The organism is Kitasatospora sp. NBC_01539 (genome assembly GCF_045040525.1).
GTDB lineage: Bacteria > Actinomycetota > Actinomycetes > Streptomycetales > Streptomycetaceae > Kitasatospora.
This window is the reverse complement of record NZ_CP109390.1, coordinates 5,206,182-5,224,020: the sequence shown is the minus strand read 5'-3', so window position 1 is coordinate 5,224,020 and position 17,839 is coordinate 5,206,182. Positions and strand designations below refer to the sequence as shown.

Annotated in this window: 13 protein-coding genes and 1 pseudogene; 3 read left to right on the top strand and 11 right to left on the bottom strand. The window is 74.0% G+C overall.

Features of this window, described 5'->3' with window-relative positions; genetic code table 11:
* Nucleotide 1 precedes the first annotated feature (1 nt).
* On the top strand, nt 2–199 hold the full coding sequence (locus tag OG335_RS22685; RefSeq protein ID WP_405015639.1) for a hypothetical protein: 198 nt from the start codon (nt 2–4) through the stop codon (nt 197–199).
* On the opposite strand, the gene pcrA is transcribed toward OG335_RS22685, so the two are convergent.
* The 7 genes from pcrA to OG335_RS22650 form a co-directional block, all read right to left on the bottom strand.
* Nucleotides 175–2,754, bottom strand: coding sequence for a DNA helicase PcrA (gene pcrA / locus OG335_RS22680; protein ID WP_405012951.1), 2,580 nt, complete (start codon nt 2,752–2,754; stop codon nt 175–177). The genes OG335_RS22685 and pcrA overlap by 25 nt on opposite strands.
* A 65-nt stretch (nt 2,755–2,819) precedes the next feature.
* A complete protein-coding gene (locus OG335_RS22675) occupies nt 2,820–3,998 on the bottom strand; it encodes a glycosyltransferase family 39 protein (RefSeq protein ID WP_405012950.1) in 1,179 nt (392 codons plus the stop codon).
* 144 nt (nt 3,999–4,142) lie between these two features.
* Nucleotides 4,143–5,663, bottom strand: coding sequence for a glycosyltransferase family 39 protein (locus OG335_RS22670; RefSeq protein ID WP_405012949.1), 1,521 nt, complete (start codon nt 5,661–5,663; stop codon nt 4,143–4,145).
* A 63-nt stretch (nt 5,664–5,726) separates the two neighbouring features.
* Nucleotides 5,727–6,953, bottom strand: a complete 1,227-nt coding sequence (locus OG335_RS22665) for an acyltransferase family protein (protein WP_405012948.1) — start codon at nt 6,951–6,953, stop codon at nt 5,727–5,729.
* 173 nt (nt 6,954–7,126) lie between these two features.
* Nucleotides 7,127–8,389 carry a glycosyltransferase 87 family protein gene (locus OG335_RS22660; RefSeq protein ID WP_405012947.1) on the bottom strand — a complete coding sequence of 421 codons (1,263 nt, stop codon included), beginning with the start codon at nt 8,387–8,389 and terminating at the stop codon, nt 7,127–7,129.
* Nucleotides 8,390–8,521: 132 nt separating this feature from the next.
* A complete protein-coding gene (locus OG335_RS22655; RefSeq protein WP_405012946.1) occupies nt 8,522–9,208 on the bottom strand; it encodes a LuxR C-terminal-related transcriptional regulator in 687 nt (228 codons plus the stop codon).
* Nucleotides 9,201–10,643, bottom strand: coding sequence for a PspC domain-containing protein (locus OG335_RS22650; RefSeq protein WP_405012945.1), 1,443 nt, complete (start codon nt 10,641–10,643; stop codon nt 9,201–9,203). Before OG335_RS22650 ends, OG335_RS22655 begins: the two co-directional genes overlap by 8 nt.
* Before the next feature lie 132 nt (nt 10,644–10,775).
* On the opposite strand from OG335_RS22650, the gene OG335_RS22645 reads away from it, so the two are divergent.
* On the top strand, nt 10,776–12,275 hold the full coding sequence (locus OG335_RS22645; RefSeq protein WP_405012944.1) for a PspC domain-containing protein: 1,500 nt from the start codon (nt 10,776–10,778) through the stop codon (nt 12,273–12,275).
* On the top strand, nt 12,272–12,499 hold the full coding sequence (locus OG335_RS22640) for a hypothetical protein (protein ID WP_405012943.1): 228 nt from the start codon (nt 12,272–12,274) through the stop codon (nt 12,497–12,499). Before OG335_RS22645 ends, OG335_RS22640 begins: the two co-directional genes overlap by 4 nt.
* A gap of 45 nt (nt 12,500–12,544) precedes the next feature.
* Here the strand turns inward: OG335_RS22640 and OG335_RS22635 are convergent, their stop codons facing one another.
* The 4 genes and pseudogenes from OG335_RS22635 to OG335_RS22620 form a co-directional block, all read right to left on the bottom strand.
* A complete protein-coding gene (locus OG335_RS22635; protein ID WP_405015487.1) occupies nt 12,545–12,829 on the bottom strand; it encodes a ubiquinol-cytochrome c reductase iron-sulfur subunit in 285 nt (94 codons plus the stop codon).
* Nucleotides 12,830–13,063: 234 nt separating this feature from the next.
* Nucleotides 13,064–13,612, bottom strand: a pseudogene (locus OG335_RS22630) (DoxX family membrane protein); the annotation flags it as partial.
* Nucleotides 13,613–13,786: 174 nt separating this feature from the next.
* The gene (guaA, locus tag OG335_RS22625) at nt 13,787–15,382 is read right to left on the bottom strand and encodes a glutamine-hydrolyzing GMP synthase (RefSeq protein WP_405012942.1); all 1,596 of its coding nucleotides are present in this window, start codon (nt 15,380–15,382) and stop codon (nt 13,787–13,789) included.
* Between the two features lie 968 nt (nt 15,383–16,350).
* Complete coding sequence (locus OG335_RS22620) at nt 16,351–17,793, bottom strand: hypothetical protein (protein WP_405012941.1); 1,443 nt, start codon at nt 17,791–17,793, stop codon at nt 16,351–16,353.
* Nucleotides 17,794–17,839 lie beyond the last annotated feature (46 nt).

The following is a 17,839-nucleotide window of genomic DNA, read 5'->3' as shown; positions in this document are numbered from 1 at the left end:
GGTGCGCACGTCCGCCCGGTACGCGATCAAGGCCGTCGGCTGCCCGGTGGACACCGGCACGCCCGTCCACGCGGCCGCCGACGGCACCGTGACGACCGGCTGGAGCGCCGCGTACGGCCGCCTGGCGATCGTGACCGCCGCCGACGGCCCGAGACCCGCTGCACCGCGGCAGGGTCAGAGCTTCTCGACCGGTGCGTAGCGCAGCAGCAGCTGCTTGCGCCCCGTGGAGCCGAAGTCGATCGTCGCCTGCGCCTTGTCGCCGACACCCTGGGTGGCGACGACCGTGCCCAGACCGAACGTGTCGTGGGTGACGCGGTCGCCGACGGCGAGCGGCACCACCTCGCGGTCGGTCACCTTGCGGGCGGTCTTCGCCCAGCCGGGCTGCGGCGCGGCCGTGGTGGAGCGCGCGGAGCCCCCGCCGGAGCCGTACGACCGGGACGAGCCGGAGGAGGACGGCGAGAAGCCGCGGGCGGCGGGCACCGCCGCGGCACCGGTGCGCTTCCACTCCACCAGCGGCTCCGGGATCTCCTCCAGGAAGCGGGAGGCCGGGTTGTAGGAGGGCTGGCCCCAGGCACTGCGGAGCACCGAACGGGTCAGGAAGAGACGCTGCCGGGCACGGGTCAGGCCGACGTACGCGAGGCGGCGCTCCTCCTCCAGCTCCTTGACCTGGTTGAGGGCCCGCATGTGCGGGAAGATCCCGTCCTCCATGCCGGTGAGGAAGACCACCGGGAACTCCAGGCCCTTGGCGGTGTGCAGGGTCATCATCGTGATGACGCCCTGGCCCTCCTCGTCGTCCGGGATCTGGTCGGAGTCGGCGACCAGGGCGACCCGCTCCAGGAAGTCGGCGAGCGAGCCGATCGGCGGGGTGCCTTCGGCGTCCTCGCCCTCGGGGCGCTCCCCCGGGTCCTTCTCGTACTCGAGGGCGACGGAGGCGAGCTCCTGGAGGTTCTCGATGCGGGTCTCGTCCTGCGGGTCGGTGGAGGCCTGGAGCTCGGCGAGGTAGCCGGTCTCCTCCAGCACGGCCTCCAGCACCGCGGCCGGCCCGGCGCCGGACTCGACGACCTGCCGCAGGCCCGCCATCAGGGCGTTGAACTTCTTGACGGCGTTGGCGGAGCGCGCGGCCATGCCGTACGCCTCGTCGACGCGCTGCAGCGCCTGCGGGAAGCTGATCCGCTCGCGGGAGGAGAGGGCGTCGATCATCGCCTCGGCGCGGTCGCCGATGCCGCGCTTGGGCACGTTGAGGATCCGGCGCAGCGGCACGGTGTCCTCGGGGTTGGAGAGGACGCGCAGGTAGGCCAGGATGTCGCGGACCTCCTTGCGCTCGTAGAAGCGCACGCCGCCGACGACCTTGTAGGGCAGGCCGACCCGGATGAAGACCTCTTCGAACACGCGGGACTGCGCGTTGGTGCGGTAGAAGATCGCGACGTCGCCGGGGCGGGCGTGGCCGCCGTCGGTGAGGCGGTCGATCTCGTCGGCGATGAACTGCGCCTCGCCGTGCTCGTCGTCGGCGACGTAGCCGACCACCCGCTCGCCCTGGTCGCCGGCCGTCCAGAGGTTCTTCTTGCGCCGGTTGGTGTTGCGTTCGATGACGGCGTTGGCGGCGCTGAGGATGGTCTGCGTGGAGCGGTAGTTCTGCTCCAGCAGGATGGTGGTGGCGTTCGGGTAGTCCTCCTCGAACTGGAGGATGTTGCGGATCGTCGCACCGCGGAAGGCGTAGATCGACTGGTCGGCGTCGCCGACCACGCAGAGCTCGGCCGGGGAGATCTGGGCGAGCCGGGCGGCGGTCGGGTTCACGAAGTCGCCGTCGGCGGTCATCTTCGGGGCGTCGCCGAGGGCACCGCCGGAGAGCTCCCGGACGAGCGTGTACTGGGCGTGGTTGGTGTCCTGGTACTCGTCGACCAGGATGTGCCGGAACCGCCGCCGGTAGTGCTCGGCCACGTCGGGGAAGGCCTGGAGCAGGTTGACGGTGGTCATGATGATGTCGTCGAAGTCGAGGGCGTTCGCCTCGCGCAGGCGGCGCTGGTAGAGCGCGTACGCCTCGGCGAGCTTCTTCTCCGTCGGGTTGGAGGCCTGGTCGGCGTAGGTCTCCTCGTCGATCAGCTCGTTCTTGAGGTTGCTGACCTTCGCGGTGAACGACTTCGGCGGGAACTGCTTCGGGTCGAGGTCGAGGTCGCGGCAGACGAGGCCCATGAGGCGCTGCGAGTCGGCCGAGTCGTAGATCGAGAACGACGAGGTGAAGCCCAGCAGCTTCGACTCGCGGCGCAGGATCCGCACGCAGGCGCTGTGGAAGGTCGACACCCACATCGCGCGGGCCCGCGGGCCGACGAGCTCCTCGACGCGCTCGCGCATCTCGCCGGCGGCCTTGTTGGTGAAGGTGATCGCCAGGATCTCGCCCGGCTGCACGCCGCGCGCACCGAGCAGGTACGCGATGCGGTGGGTCAGCACCCGGGTCTTGCCGGAGCCTGCGCCGGCCACGATGAGCAGCGGCGAGCCGTGGTGCGCGACGGCCTCGCGCTGCGGGTCGTTCATGCCCGCCAGCAGCTGCTCCGGGTCGATGACCGGGCGGGCCGCGCCGTCGCGGTACCAGGCGTCGCGGTCGGGCTGCGCGGCGTAGTCGGTCTCGAAGAGACCGTCCGGGATGGCCTCCTCGTACGGCGGCTCCTCGTCCGTCGGGGGCTCGTCCTGGGCGGGGCTCGACCCGGGCGAGGGGCTCTCGAATCCGGGGAGCGGGAGGTCGTCAAAGAGGCTAGTCATGGCATTCCGAGTGTAGGACCCCCCGCCGACACACCCGGCCGGTCCGTCGGAACGCGTCCCCGGCGCTACGGCGCGTCCGGATAGACGAACACCACGAAACCCCCGTACGCCGCCGAGGCGAGCGCCATCGAGCCCAGCAGCACCATGAGCGTGGCCCGGGAACGCACCCGCACCAGCCCGTTCGCGACCGGGAACAGCAGCGCGAACGCGGGCAGCAGGAACCGCGCCCGGGAGTTGAAGTACGCGGCGTCGCCGAGGGCCAGCACCAGCATCGCGGCGCTGAACAGCAGCAGGGCGGGGGGCTGCCGCTGGATCACCGACACGGCGAGGAGGACCACCGAGCCGGCCAGCACCGCGGCGACGACGATGTCGGTCAGCCAGACCGTGTCGGCGTCGGTGAGCAGGCCGCGGAGCGACTCGTACGTGGTGCGGCCGAAGTCGAAGTGCGAGCGCCAGGCGTCCTGCACGCGGAAGTAGGCGTCCCAGCGGCCCTTCACCGTGCCGACCCAGGCGAGGAAGCCGGCGAAGCCGAGCGGTGCGATCAGCATGCCGAGCGCCGTGCGGAGGTTCCCGCGCCCCCGGGCCAGCTCCCACAGGGCGGCCGCCGAGACCGCTGCGGCCAGGGCGACGCCGGTGGGCCGGGTGAGCCCGGCGAGGGTGCAGATCACACCCGCCCAGACCCAGCGGCGGGTGATCGCCGCGTGGAGCGACCACGCGGCGAAGGCGGTGAACAGCGGCTCGGAGTAGGCGGCGCTCTCCACCACCGCGTACGGCGTCACGCCCCAGAGCACGGCGGCGATCACGCCGACCCGGTGCCCGTAGAGCCGGGCGGCGACCGCGTACACCCCCCAGGCCGCGGCCAGCGAGGCCGTCCAGGCCACGGCCAGGGCGGCCGGGGCGGGGCCGACGGGAAGGACGGCGTGCACGGCGCCGATCAGCGCCGGGTAGGTCGGGAAGAAGGCGTACGGCTCGTAGAGGCCGTACGGGCCCTGCACCGGAACCGTCCCGCCGTAGCCGTGGGCGGCGATCCCGGTGTACCAGTGCGCGTCCCAGAGGGTGGCGAGCCGGGCGAGGCCGGGCCGGTCCCGCCTGGCACCCCAGACGACCACCGTCAGGACGCCCAGCGCCCGCACCGCGGCGAAACCGAGCAGTGCGGGTGCGGCCTTGCGGAGCGCGTCGCGGAGCCGTGATCCGCGGTCGTCCGTCGGTGGTACGGCGGTACGGACGGCCTGCTCGACGGACACGGGTACCTCGTTGGCGGGGCTGGGCCCGGCACCGGCCCGGAGGACGCCCGGGTGGAGCCATGACCGCGAAAGGCGTGGCGGCACCTCATGATGACAGCCCCCGCGGGCACGGAATGCAAACCGGACGTCAACAACCGGTGACGGTCACCCGGACGAGCGCTCCAGCAGCGCGACCGTGAGACCGCGGACCCGCTCGACCCTGGTCTGCGTGTAGGAGGCCCGCAGGGCCTGCGCGTCGGCGGCCGGGAAGCCCTTGAGCGGGTCGGTGCCGTCCTGCATGGTGACCACCCAGATCCGGGGCGCCCCGCCGAGGCAGTCGGCAGGACGGGTGCACGCCGAGGGGAAGAGGTCGTCGCGGTCCACCGCGTCCTTCGCGACGAGGACGTCCTGGAGGTGGACGCGCTCGGGCAGGTAGTACTCGATCTCCAGGTCGAGCATCATCCAGGCGGCGCTGCCGCGGGCCGGTGCGAAGGCGTCGCCCGGCCGGTAGCCGTCCGCGATGATCCGGGCGGCCGCGCGGCCGTCGGTGTACTCGTGCGCGGTGCTGGTGCGGAGCTTCTGCTGGTCGGGCACGCCGAGCGCGACGACGGCGACGAGGCCGAGCACGCCCAGGGCCCGGGGGCGCAGGGCGTTCAGGGCGGCGGCGGCCAGCACGCACCAGGCGGGCACGGTGTAGAGCTGGTAGCGCTCGAAGAAGTAGACGCTGGAACCCTGCGAGACGAACCAGCTCAGCAGGATCGGCAGGGCGGCGACCACGCCGATCTCGAAGGCCGGACGGCGGCGGCTCGCCCAGCCCGCGGGGACCGCCGCGAGGGCCAGGACGCAGCCGCTGAAGAGCGCCGAGCCGAACATGTTGTGCCAGTAGTCGACGAAGGTCTGGAGCGTCGGGGTGTGCAGCCACGAGATCTGCCGACCGACCTGGCGCTGCCCGAGCTTGACCAGCGGAACGACGGGTACGAGGCCGACGAGCACCGCGACGGGGAAGCGCACCAGCAGGCGCCGGTCGCGGTCGCGCTGCCAGCGCAGGAGCACGATGACGGCGTGCCCGGAGAGGAAGAGCAGCGACACCATGTGGAACAGCCCGGCCGCGGCGACGGCCGCCGCGTACGGCAGCCAGCGCAGGACCGAGGGCCGGTCGAGCGCGCGCAGCAGCAGCCACGTGGCGGCGGCGACGGCGAGCACCACGAAGCCGTAGGAGCGGGCCTCCTGGGCGAAACGTGAGACGGACGGCACCGCCGCGAAGAGGACGCCGGCGAAGAGCCCGGCCCGGGTGTCGAAGAGCTTCCGCGCCGTCAGCGTCACGAAGGCGGCGGCGCCCGCCAGGGCGAGGGCGGAGGGCAGCCGGAACATCGCCGGGGAGTCGCCGAAGAGGCCGATCCACCCGTGCATCAGCAGGTAGTACGCGCCGGAGACGGCGTCGACGTGCCGGAGCATGTCGAGGAGCTCACCGGTGCTGCGGGTGGCGGCGCTCCAGGTGGCGAGTTCGTCCCGCCAGAGCTGGGGACGCGAGCTGCCGCGGAGGCCGAGGGCCAGCGTCAGCAGGGCCGGCCAGATCCAGACGGTCCTGGCCGGCAGGTCGCGGGCCCTCCCCGTCGACCGTCCCGCCCCGGACCCGGTCGACCCCGGGCCTGCGTGGCGGTCTCGGTCAGCGACACTCGCGCTCATTGCGGTCGGTTCTCCGTGGCTGCTCGTCGTGCGGTGAAGGACGGTTTCGCGCCCTGAGCCCGGTCAGCCCTTGCGCCCGCCCCCTGTCGGTGCGCTGCCGGCGGCGCGCACCTGCCGGAAGGCGGCTTCCATGTGACGCTTCAGGAACGGCGCGAGGGGCCGTTCGATCAGACGGTGCACCAACCAGGCGGCAAGCATCATAAGCGCTGTGACCGTGGCGAGCGTCGGGTAGGGGTCGAGGTGGCGGCTGATCCGGGTGATGAGCTGCCAGCCGATGACCTGGTGCAGCAGGTAGAGGGGGTAGGTGAGCGCGCCGGCGACGGTCAGCCACTTCCATCGCATCCAGTTGAACGCGCCGAGGCCGGAGGCGGCGACGACCGCGAAGGCGAGCGTCGTGATGCCCACCGTGATGCCCCAGGAGAGGTGGTGGCGGGTGCCGTACTCGTAGCCGCCGATCACTCCGCGCATCTGGTCCTGGGAGATCAGCCAGCAGAAGCCGAGCATGCCCCAGAGCAGCAGGTTCTGTCCGAAGCGGTACATCAGGTAGATCGTGATGCCGCCGATGAAGAACCACGCGTAGGTCGGCTGGAAGATCGTGACCAGCAGGGGCATGTCGACGGAGCCGGCGATGAGCGCCATGAAGCCCCAGATGCCGCAGAAGGCGAGCACGCGGCGGTAGGTCAGGCCGATGGCGACCATCACGCCGAAGAGGATGTAGAAGCGCAGTTCGGCCCAGAGCGTCCAGTACACCGGGTCGATGTTGTCGACCCCGAGCGGCATGTTCGTCATGGTGAGGTTGGTGAGGATGCGGGTGGGGGTGGGGCGGTGGGTGTTGTCGCCCCAGATCTTCGGCACCACCAGCAGGACGCCCGCGGTGAGCAGCACGCAGACCCAGTAGGCGGGGAAGAGGCGCACCACGCGGGAGGTGACGAAGTCGCCGACGGAGCGGCCCCAGCACGACATGCAGATCACGAAACCGCTGATCAGGAAGAACAGCTCGACGCCCGTCCAGCTGTAGGCGCCCACGAGGTGGCCCAGGGGCATCAGCTTGCTCGGCGAGCCGTGCCAGATGTCGGGGAAGCGCTCGACCCCGAGCCAGTGCCAGGCGAGCACGCCGAGCGCGGCTATGAGGCGCAGCCCGTCGAGGACGTAGAGCCGGGGGCGCTTGGCCGGGGCGGCCGCCCGGGGCGCCTCGGCCGGCACGGAGGGAGGGGAGTCCTGCTCCTGCACCAGGTGCGTCTTCGGGTGCTGGACGGGCACCGCGCCCCGTGCGTTGTCGGTGAAGGTCATCAGCCGTGCGCTCTCGTCGGAGGGGGTTCGCCCGGCCGATCGTGGGATCCGGAGCGGGCCGGTCCCAGGCGGGCCGACTCATCTTATAGACAGATGAAAGAACTTTGAGAAGTGCACGCAAACGACCAGCTCAGGCGCCGTACGACGGCCCGGAAGGAGCCGGCGGCCCCCGCTCAGCGGGTGACGACGGTCGCCCTCCAGAGGCGCGCGCACGCCGTCACGGTCGCGGCGAGGAGCACGAGGTTGCGGATCACCAGCACCGTCGTGACCGCACCGCTGCCCCGCACGACCTCGTCGAAGAAGAGCGGGAACTCGACGGTCGTCAGGGCCGCGGCGAGCACCAGCAGGAGGACCACCGGGCGCTGGACCGTCGCCCGGAACGACAGGCAGACGGCGCCCACCCCGAGCAGCCAGACGAAGTACTGCGGGCTGATCACCCGGCTCGTGGTCGTGAAGACGAGCACCGCGGCGAGCGCCGCGTCGGCCGGGGTGGACGCGGTGAAGGTGCGGGCCCGCAGCCGCCACAGGAGCAGCCAGCAGAAGCCCAGGACGCTGAGCGCCACCAGCACCCGGCCGACCGTCTCCACGTGCGGTCCGACGAACTCCATCGAGCCGTAGCGGTACTCGATGCGGCCCGGGTAGCCGAAGAAGTGCCAGACCAGCAGCACGGTGCCGCCGAGCGACTCGAACTCGACGCCCCGGCCGCCCTGGGAGTTCAGGAAGTCGAAGGGGCCGTCGAAGAGCGCCCAGGCGAGCACCGTCAGGGCGGCCGCCGAGGCGGCGAACCCGCCCACCACGCCCGCCGCGCCACGGCCGCGCGGGGCGCCGAAGACCGCGAACGCCGGCCACACCTTCACCAGGGCGCCCACGGCGGCCACCGCGCCGCCGAGCCACGGCCGGCGCTGCAGGCACAGCAGCGCCGCGACCGCGAAGAAGGTGACGACGACGTCGTAGCGCCCGTACGGCACGAAGGTGAGCAACGGCAGCCCCAGCACCCACACCCGGGCACCGGCCAGGCTGCGGCCCTCGCCCCGGGCGGCGGCGAGGAGCCCGGCGGTGACGGCCAGGTCGACGACGGCCACGACGACCACGAAGCCCTGGACGTAGTCCACGCCGGGCACGAGCTCGGGTGCCAGGATCACCGCGGCGGCGCCCGGCGGGTACTGCCAGGTGACGTCCCCGACCGGGAACGAGCCGTCGAGCAGGCTCTCCGCCCACCGGCGGTACAGGTTGGTGACCTCGCCCGTGACGTTCTCACGGCGCGAGTAGAGCGTCGCCACCATGATCAGCCGGGTGCAGACCCAGTAGCCGAGCAGGGTCAGCAGCTCCGGGGTCCAGGTCTCCCGGCTGCGCAGGACACCCCACCAGGACCGGGCCCGGGAGGCGCCTCCGGTGCCGAACGGCCGTTCCTGCACGTCAACGACGGTGTCGGGCATCGTGCTCCGTAGCCGGGTGGGGGCGGGTCACCGGCGTGCCGGAGGGGCACGGCCGGACGACCATTATGGCCGGGCCGTGCCCCTGCGGCGGGCACCGCGGCGGTGCGGCCACGGCGCCGCCGCCGCCGCGGGTCAGACCAGCCGGCGGGCCGTCGCCCAGCGGGTGAGTTCGTGGCGGTTGCTCAGCTGGAGCTTGCGCAGCACCGCGGAGACGTGGCTCTCCACCGTCTTCACCGAGATGAAGAGCTGCTTGGCGATCTCCTTGTACGCGTAGCCGCGGGCGATCAGGCGCAGCACCTCGCGCTCGCGCTGGGTGAGGCGGTCGAGGTCCTCGTCGACCGGCGGGGTGTCGGTGGCGGCGAAGGCGTCGAGGACGAAGCCGGCGAGGCGCGGCGAGAAGACGGCGTCGCCGTCGGCGATGCGGAACACGGCGTTGACGAGGTCGGTGCCGGTGATGGTCTTGGTGACGTAGCCGCGGGCGCCGCCGCGGATGACGCCGATGACGTCCTCGGCGGCGTCGGAGACGGAGAGCGCGAGGAAGCGCACCCCGCCCTGGTCGCCCATGAGCGGTGCCGAGCGGCGCAGCACCTCGACGCCGCCGCCGCCGGGCAGGTGCACGTCGAGCAGCACGACGTCGGGCCTGGTCTCGGCGACGACCTGCACCGCCGATTCGACGTCGTCGGCCTCGCCGACCACGTCGATGCCGGTGGTCTCGGTGCGGCCGATCTCGGCGCGTACGCCGGTGCGGAACATCCGGTGGTCGTCCACCAGGACGACGCGCGCGATGCGCTCCGGCCCGGGGCCCCCTGTGTCAGTCATCTGCCCTCTCCATCTCCAGCTCGACCTCGGTGCCGCCGCCCGCCGCGGGCCGCACGCGTGCGCTGCCGCCGTTGCGCTTCATCCGGCCGACGATCGACTCGCGGACACCCATCCGGTCCTCGGGCACGGACTCGGGGTCGAAGCCGGGGCCGTGGTCGCGCACGAACACCGACACCGTCCTCCCCTCCACCTCCGCGTAGACCTGGACCGGTCCCCCGCCACCGTACTTGGCCGCGTTGACCATCGCCTCCCTCCCGGCCTGCATCTGTGCGGCGATCCGCTCGTCCATCGGGCAGTCGCCGACGCAGACGAGCTCGACGGGCACGCCGTGGCGGTCCTCGACCTCGGCGACGATCGCGCGGACGTGCTCGGCGAGGGTGTCGGGGGCGGCCTCGGCGACGGCCTCGGGGCGGTACAGCCAGAGGCGCAGCTCGCGTTCCTGGGCGCGGGCGAGGCGCAGCACCTCCTTGGGGTCCTCGGCGCGGCGCTGGATGAGGGTGAGGGTGTGGAGCACCGAGTCGTGGACGTGGGCGGCGATCTCGGCGCGTTCCTGGGCGCGTATGCGGGCGGTGCGCTCGGCGCCGAGGTCCTGCCACATGCGCAGCGCGTACGGGCCGACGAGGACGAGCATGCCGGCGACGACGGCGACGGAGGCCTCGATGACGGAGGCGACGGTGGAGCCGCTGCCCTGGAGGACGAGGAAGCCGACGATGCCGACGACGACGAGCAGCACGCCGGCGCCGACGCGGACGAAGGCGCTGCGGCGCTTCGACCCCTCCTCCAGGCCGAACCAGCGCTGCCAGCGGGAGTCGTCGGCCTGCCGCCAGACCAGGGCGACGCCGACGCCGATGGTGAGCAGCGGCCAGACGTAGGGCTTGGCGGTCTGGATGTGGAGGGCGTTGAGGAGGGCGATGACGCCGACGACGAGCAGGAGGAGGGCGATCAGCTGGCCCAGGCCGCCGGTGCGTCCGGTGCCGGCGGCGGCCGCGGCGGCGTCGGGGGCGGGTTCGTCGCCGGGCAGGCCGTGGAAGGTGCGCTGCAGCAGGTCGCGGAGGCGGGCGATGCCGCGGCGGCGGCCCTTGGTGGGGCCGTCGACGGGGCGGGTGCCGGCGCCGACGCGGACGAAGGCGCCGTTGACGTAGGCCCACTGCGTGGCCGCGCCGGGGGCGGGTTCGCCGATGCCGATCGGCACGACGAACCAGAAGGCGGCGTAGAGGAGGGCGCCGATGCCCTGGGCGAAGAAGAGCAGCACGAACGCGCCGCGCACCCAGCTGACGGGGAGGCCGAGGTGGACGGCGAGGCCGTGGGCGACGCCGCCGAGCATCCGCCCGTGCGGGCTGCGGTAGAGCCTGCGGAACGGCGGGCCGTCCGCCGCCGCGGGGGCCGCCGGGGTGTCGGTCTCGGGGTGCTGGGTCTCGCTGCCGGGTGCTGCCACGCCACAGATGGTCACACGCGCGCGGGGGCGGGTGCATCAGGGTCGGCCCCGGAAGTCCCTCAGGGACGAATCAGGGTACGTCCGGGGCCGCGGGCGGTTGGGCGGGGGCGTCGCAGCCCGCAGGATGGTGCCATGACCGATGAGGAGAGCACGGCCGGGGCCGGGACGGCCGCCGCACCGTCCGAGGACGCGCCGCCGGAGGCGCAGCGCCCGCCGCTGACGCGCAGCGGCCGGCACCGGGTGGTGGCGGGCGTGTGCGGGGGGCTGGGACGGCATCTGGACATCGACCCGGTGGTGTTCCGGGTGGTCGTCGCGGTGCTGTGCCTGTCGGGCGGGCTCGGCCTGTTCCTGTACGGGCTGGCGTGGCTGGTCGTGCCGCGGGAGCCGGTGGACGGCGAGCCGGGCCGCACCGAGCTGCAGCGGGTGCTGACGGGCCGGGTGGACGGGCAGTCGATCGGCGCGGTGCTGCTGACGGTGATCGGCACGGGGGTGTTCTTCTCGTCGATGGGTGACGGCGGGCAGTTGTTCCCGCTGCTGCTGCTGGGCGCGCTGGTGTTCCTGGCCGTCCGGTACGACCCGGAGCGGCGGCGGGCCCGCGGCGGCGGGGGGCGGCCGGCGGGGGCGGAGGCGTCGGACGGCCCGTACGACCGCCTGGAGGAGCCGGTCGAGCAGTTGGACTGGCGGACGTGGCAGCACCGGTTCGGCCACGGCGTGCAGGCGGAGTGGCTGGCCCGCAAGGCGGAGGTGCAGGAGCGGATGCGGGCCGCGCACGAGGCGTACGCGGCCCGCATCGTGCAGGGCGGCGGCGGGGGGCCGGCGCCGTCGGACACGCCGCCGCCGGGTCCGAGCGGCTACCTGTGGGACCCGCGGCACCCGGAGCGCAACCCGTACGGCGGGCCGACGCCGCCGCCGGGGGTTCCGGCGCAGGCGTGGTGGCAGCGGACGGACCTGCCGGAGGGCGATCCGCTGCGCAAGCCGTCCGCGGCCGCGCCGCCGGTCCGCCCGGCGGCGCGGAAGCGGCACCGCGAGGGCGGGCTCGGGCCGGTCGGCGTGCTGCTGGCGGCCGGGGCGGGGGCGGGGGCGTGGCTGGTGACGGACCGCCACGGGGAGCCGGTGCACATCGCCACCGTGCTGGCGGCGGCGCTGCTGGCGCTCGGGGTGGTGATGCTGTTCGGTGCCCGCTACGGGCGGGCGCGGGGGCTGACGGTGCCGGCGCTGGTGCTGGTGCTGGTGCTGGCCGTGGCGGGGGGTTCGGCGTCGGCGCTGCGGGCCGGGGTGGGTGACCGCCTGTGGGTGCCCTCCACGGCGGCGGCCCTGCAGGAGCACTACGACCTGGGCGCGGGTGACGCGACGCTCGACCTGACGCGGCTCGACCCGGCGGGGGCGGAGCTCGGCACGACGGTGCGGCTGGGTGCGGGCGATCTGACGGTGCTGCTGCGGCCCGACGTGGAGGTGCGGCTGACGGTGCGGAGCCTGGCGGGCGACATCACGCTGCCGGACGGCCAGAAGATCTCCGGCCTCGGCAACTCGCACCGGGTGACCCTGCCCCCGGCTGACGGTACGGCTTCGCACGGCACGCTCGACCTCACGCTGAAGGCCGGGCTCGGAGACATCAAGGTGGTCCGGTCATGAGGAAGCACCGGCTCGACGTGTTCTCGCTGATCTCGGGGGTGCTGTTCACGACGGTGGCCGGGGTGTACCTGGTGGCGTCGCTGAACGACCGGACGGTCAACGGACGGATCGTCATCCCCGTCACCCTGATCACGCTGGGCGTGGCCGGGCTGGCGGGCGCGGTGACGGCCGTGGCGCGGCGGGGCCGCGGCGACGAGCTGCCGCCCCCGCCGGAGGAGGTCTGACCGCGGTCCGGGCGCCGGGGGGCGTCCGGCCGCGGTCCGGCCGGGTCAGCTCTGCTGGGCGCCGAGTTCGAGCCGGTCGCCGTTGCGGGTGACGGTGTACCTGGGGAGCGGCTTGGTGGCCGGGCCGTTGAGCACGGCGCCGGTCTTCGCGTCGAAGCGCGAGCCGTGGCAGGGGCAGTAGAGGTTCCCGTCGCGCGGCGCGTCGACGGTGCAGCCGGAGTGGGTGCAGATCGCGGAGAAACCGCAGTACGTGCCGGCCGCCGGCTGCACGATGTAGACGGCGTCGCCGCTGGAGGGGTCCTTGACCTGGGAGGATCCGCCGACCGGCACGTCGGAGGCGGCCACGGTCACCGCGGCGCCGCCCTGTGCGGGGGCGGGGTTGGTCGAACCGGCGGTGCCGGGCGTGGCGGGGCCGGCCGGGCCTGCGGTGGTGGCCGTGCGGTCACGGCCGAAGGTGGCGGTGAGGGAGCCGGCGAGCAGGCCGGCGCCGCCGAGGGCGACGGCGGCGATCCCGCCGTCGAGCAGGGCCCGGCGGCGGACGGCGTCCTCGGCGAGGCCGCGGCGGCGGTCGCGCTCGGCGCGCCGCGCGAGGTAGCCGTCGACGGAGAGGTACGGCGTGCCGCCGAGGAGGATCGGCGTCCAGGCCATCAGGTAGACGAGGTCGTTGCCGAGGTAGTACGGCGAGACGTTCCAGCTGACGGTGAGGAAGAGCATCAGGCTGATCGCGGTGCCGCCGAGGGCGGCGATCCGGCCCCAGAGGCCGAGCAGGGTGCCGAGTCCGACGGCGAGTTCGCCGAAGGCGACGAGGAGCGCGAAGAAGGTCGGCTGGTCGAGGGCGGGCCCGAGGGCCCAGCCGATGGGGCTGGCGCCCTTGACGGCCTGGGTCTGGGAGAGGAACGAGGCGGGGTCGGCGGCCCCCGCGAGGTAGTGGGCGTCGGAGAGCTTGTCGAAGGCCGCGTAGACGAAGGTGATGCCGAGGAAGAGCCGCAGCGGCAGCGTCGCGTAGCGGCTCGCGGTGCGCTGCCAGGCCGCCCGGCCCTCCGGGGTGCGCAGCGACGGCGTGCGCCGCGCGGTGTCGTCCGGCCGTCCGTGTCCGTCGTGCGCCCCGGTCATCCCGATGCCCTTCCCTCGCGGCCTGTCAACTGCTGACAGGTCCGGTCCGATTCTGCCCGTTGCGGTACGTCTTCCGTGGCAGGTCCTGCGGCGTACGCAGCCGCGCCGCCACTCCCTCGTACGGAAGCGGCGGCGCGGATGTTCAATCGGCCTGCGGATGACCGGCCGGCGGGATCACTCCCACTCGATGGTGCCCGGCGGCTTGCTGGTGATGTCGAGGACGACGCGGTTCACGTCGCGGACCTCGTTGGTGATGCGGGTGGAGATCCTGGCCAGCACGTCGTACGGCAGGCGCGACCAGTCGGCGGTCATGGCGTCCTCGGACGAGACCGGGCGCAGCACGATCGGGTGGCCGTAGGTGCGGCCGTCGCCCTGGACGCCGACACTGCGGACGTCGGCGAGCAGCACGACCGGGCACTGCCAGATCTGCTGGTCGAGACCGGCCGCGGTGAGCTCCTCGCGGGCGATCGCGTCGGCCTCGCGGAGCAGGTCGAGACGCTCCTCGGTGACCTCGCCGACGATGCGGATGCCCAGGCCGGGGCCGGGGAACGGCTGGCGCTGGACGATCTCGGCGGGCAGGCCGAGCTCCTGGCCGACCATCCGGACCTCGTCCTTGAACAGCTTGCGCAGCGGCTCGACGAGCTGGAACTGCAGGTCCTCGGGGAGGCCGCCGACGTTGTGGTGCGACTTGATGTTCGCGGTGCCGGTGCCGCCGCCGGACTCGACGACGTCCGGGTAGAGCGTGCCCTGGACGAGGAAGTCGACGGACTCGCCGTGCTCGCCCGCCTCGGCGACGATCTCGGCCTGCGCCTGCTCGAAGACCCGGATGAACTCCCGGCCGATGATCTTTCGCTTCTGCTCCGGGTCGCTGACGCCCGCCAGCGCGGACAGGAAGCGCTCCTTGGCGTCGACGACCTTCAGCTGGACGCCGGTGGCGGCCACGAAGTCCTTCTCGACCTGCTCGGTCTCGCCCTTGCGCATCAGGCCGTGGTCGACGTACACGCAGGTGAGGCGGTCGCCGATGGCCCGGTTGACCAGGGCCGCGGCCACCGCGGAGTCCACGCCGCCGGAGAGGCCGCAGACGGCGCGCTTGTCGCCGACCTGCGCGCGGATCAGCGCGACCTGCTCGTCGACGACGTTGTGGGTCGTCCAGTCGGGGGCGATGCCGGCGCCGCGGTAGAGGAAGTGCTCCAGGACCTGCTGGCCGTGGTCGGAGTGCAGCACCTCGGGGTGGTACTGCACGCCGTAGAGCCGCTTCTCGTCGTTCTCGAAGGCGGCGACCGGCACGACGCCGGTGGAGGCGGTGACGGTGAAGCCCTCGGGCGCGGCCGAGCAGGCGTCGCCGTGCGACATCCACACGGAGTGCTGCGCCGGCACGCCCTCGAAGAGCGTCGAGCCGGTGCGCGACACGTCGAGCGGGGTGCGGCCGTACTCCCGGGCACCGGTGTTGTCGACGGTGCCGCCGAGGGTCACGGCCATCAGCTGGAAGCCGTAGCACATGCCGAAGACCGGCACGCCGGCCTCGAAGATCGCCCGGTCGAGCCGGGGGGCGCCCTCGGCGTAGACCGACGACGGCCCGCCGGAGAGGATGATCGCCTTCGGGTTCCTGGCGAGCATCTCGGCGACCGGCATGGTGCTCGGCACGATCTCGCTGTAGACCCGCGCCTCACGCACCCGGCGGGCGATGAGCTGGGCGTACTGGGCACCGAAGTCGACGACCAGGACGGTGTCGTTCTCAGGTACGGACTGGTCCGGGGAAGCAGAGGACACGGACGGCCTTCCGGCGGGGGTGGTGAGGAGTCTGGGGCCGAGTCTACCGGGCGGCTCGAACGCTCAGGTTTCACCCGCTTGCCGACCGCCCCCGCCGTGACCGCGCCGGGCGCGGAATCGTTGCACCGGACGACCGTACGACCGCACCGCGCCCGCCAGGCCGGGGAGGCACCGCACGGTCGGCAGGACCACGCGTGGATCCCGATCCGGTCCACCGCTGGCGCGTGGCGGGCCCGGCCCGCCGTGGGACCGCGCCGCGGTGCGACTGCCGGGCAGCAGGGGACAGCGACCCCGGCCGCGACCGGACGGAACCGGCGGGTGGGACGGTCGGCGCCGGCGCCGACCGCCCCACCCCCAGGACGTCGCACCCCGGCCCGTGCCCCCGGGCCGTACCACCCCTCGGCCCTCCCGTCCCACCCCTCGGCCTCCGGGTGCACGCCCCTGTGCGCCCCGGCTGCAACTACTACGGAGCGTAGTGGAAGCTTCCGTGCCCGAACCGGCCGCACGGCTCGAACGCACCCGCGCCCGGCCCGGGAACGGAGGGATCACCACCGGGAAACGGACTGCGTCGAACTGTGCCGAACCGGTTGCACTGCACGGCTTCCGTCCATCACGATGCTGGTTGTGGGGGTTGGCCGACCGCCTGTCGACGGCGGCGTGCACCGGGCCCGGACATCCGACCGGACCGGCGCCGACAACGGTCGTCCCCTCACGCTCCGTGAGGGCCGTACCCGGCCCGCGCACGCGACGCAGCCCGCACACCCGCGAGCGGCCACCGCGCACCAAGCCATCCGACGAGACGGCGCACTTCCCCCGGCGCCGTCGCCCCAGCACACCGGCGCAGCCCTGACGCCGTGTGCTGATCGACAAAGGGCCCCGTTCCCCCGCGGGGCCCTTTGCCCTGTCCGGGGCCGGATCCCGCTGCGGCGGGCGGCGGGCCCGTCGCCGGAGCGTCAGTCACGGGTGCGTCAGGCGCGGGTGCGCCAGTCCATCACCTCGGACCCGAACGGGACGGTCGGCGGCTCCGGCGCGGCCACGGGCTCCACGGACGGCTCGGCCCCGCCGGCAGGGGGCGCGCCGATGCGGACACGCGCCGGCCCGACCCTCCCGAACACCGCCGGCAGCACCAGCGCCCCGACCGCGGACCACACCGCGTTCGCCACCAGGACGCCGACCACCCCCAGGGACCACGCCACCCCCCGCCGGGTCGGCTCAAGGCCCAGGGAGTACCGGTCGGACAGGCCCGCCACCACCATCAGGGCACTCAGCAGCACCGTGTGCAGCACGGCCAGCCGCACCCGGGCACGCGGGTCCGGCCGCAGCCGGCACGCCCACCCGGCCAGCACCAGAGCGGCCACCACGGCCGCGGGCACCGTCCACCACGCCCAGGACACGGCACCGGGGTGCAGCAGGGAGAACGCCTCCGGCCCCGTGTCGGTACCCCAGTTCTCCACCCGGATCTGCGCCCCGGAGCCGAACGCCAGCAGGAACAGCCCTCCGTCGAACGCCATCGGCACGACCGCCCACAGCGTCGGCCCGTCGTCCCGCAGCGCCGCCAGCACCACGACGGCGGCCCCCGCGAGCGCGACGGACGTCACCGCCGCGGCCGCCGCCGCCCGGGCCGGGGCGCGCCACGGCGCCACCCGGGGCGGATCCGCCGCCCGGCCGTGCACCGCCAGCGCCGTCGCGCCGGCCAGCAGCACCGCCACCGGAACGGTCGGCCACAGGCTCGGCTCCACCAGGTAGGAGCCCCGGCCCGGGAAGTCCGGGAACGCCGGCACCCGCACCCGCCCGGCCAGGCCGAGCAGCACCACGACGACGCCTGCGAGCACCCCGGTCCGCCCCGCCTCCGCGAGGGCCGTACGGGCGTCCGCCCGCGGGCCGCGGCGGCGGGCGGCCCGCAGGCCGAGCCACAGCAGGACCGTCCACAGGACGGTCAGCAGCAGCATGCCGCCGGACGTCACCTGGGAGTTCAGCCCCAGCGTGCCGTCCGAGTCGCCGGCCGAGCGGGTCTCCGTGGCGGCGCCGAACGCGGCGAGCACCCGCGCCATGCAGACCCGGAGCCGGGAGCCGTAGTCCCCCGCCGGGAAGCCGCCCCCGGGCTGCGCCAGCAGTGCCGCCGCCACCAGCAGCAGCACCGTCGGTGCGAGCAGCGCCCGGGCGGCGGGGGCCCAGGGTGCGAGAGCCCGGCCGAACGCCGCCGGCCCGCCGCCGCGCGGCTCGTACGGGACGCCGCGGCCCCAGCGGCCGGCGGCGGACGCCGCGCCGCTGCCGGCCTCGGCCTCGACCTCGACCGCGCCGATCAGCCCGGCGGACACCGGCTCGCCGGGCCGGTCGAAGGACCTCCCGCAGTTCGCACAGCTCCGCGCCCATCCCGCCGACGCCGCCCCGCAGCCCGTGCAGATCGCCATGCCGCTCCCCCCGGTCGCGGCCGCTCCCCGCACCGGCCGTTCGAGT